Origin of the sequence: Streptomyces sp. NPDC059994, from assembly GCF_042737755.1 — a bacterium.
Lineage (GTDB): Bacteria > Actinomycetota > Actinomycetes > Streptomycetales > Streptomycetaceae > Streptomyces.
This window is the reverse complement of record NZ_JBHWUR010000232.1, coordinates 1-1,056: the sequence shown is the minus strand read 5'-3', so window position 1 is coordinate 1,056 and position 1,056 is coordinate 1. Positions and strand designations below refer to the sequence as shown.

The following is a 1,056-nucleotide window of genomic DNA, read 5'->3' as shown; positions in this document are numbered from 1 at the left end:
CGCACTTCCTGATCCGACTTGAAGTCCTTCATGGACTGCGGGGTCTCGGTCTTGGGGACCAGGGAGAGCAGGGTGCGTGTCGTCGTCTCAGTCATGGATGGCCTCCTTCAGGGCCGTGGCGAGCTGCTCGGCTTTGAACGGCATGCCGTTGACCTGGGTGTACGACTGGGCGTCCACGAGGTATTTCGCGCGGATGAGGGTGGCGAGCTGGCCGAGGTTCATCTCGGGGATGACGACTTTGTCGTAACGCTTCAGGACCTCGCCCAGATTCTGTGGGAAGGGGTTGAGGTGGCGCAGGTGGGTCTGGGCGATGGGGATCCCGGCGGTCCGCAGGCGTCGCACGGCGGCCGTGATGGGTCCGTATGTGGAGCCCCAGCCGATGACGAGGGTGTGGGCCTGGTCCGGGTCGTCGACTTCCAGGTCGGGGACGTGGATGCCGTCGATTTTGGCTTGGCGGGTGCGGACCATGAGGTCGTGGTTGGCGGGGTCGTAGGAGATGTTGCCGGTGCCGTCTTGTTTTTCGATGCCGCCGATGCGGTGTTCGAGGCCGGGGGTGCCGGGGATGGCCCAGGGGCGGGCGAGGGTGTGGGGGTCGCGTTTGTAGGGCCAGAACACGTCGGTGCCGTCGGGGAGGGTGTGGTTGGGGGTGGTGGCGAACTGGGTGCGCAGGTCGGGGAGTTCGTTGGTGTCGGGGATGCGCCAGGGCTCGGATCCGTTGGCGAGGTAGCCGTCGGAGAGCAGGAAGACGGGGGTGCGGTATGTCAGGGCGATCCGGGCGGCGTCGAGGGTGGCGTCGAAGCAGTCGGCGGGGGTTTTCGGGGCGACGACGGGGACGGGGGCTTCGCCGTTTCGGCCGTACATCGCCTGGAGAAGGTCGGCTTGCTCGGTCTTGGTCGGCAGGCCGGTGGAGGGGCCGCCGCGCTGGATGTCGATGATGAGCAGCGGCAGCTCAAGCGACACTGCGAGCCCGATGGTTTCCGACTTCAACGCGACGCCGGGGCCGGAGGTGGTGGTGACGGCGAGGGATCCGCCGAAGGCGGCCCCCAGTGCGGCGCC

1 pseudogene is annotated in these 1,056 nt (G+C 67.7%); it reads right to left on the bottom strand.

Annotation, left to right across the window (positions count from 1 at the left end):
• Positions 1–87: 87 nt before the first annotated feature.
• Positions 88–1,056 (bottom strand): annotated as a pseudogene (locus tag ACFWA7_RS40020) (2-oxoglutarate ferredoxin oxidoreductase subunit alpha); the annotation flags it as partial.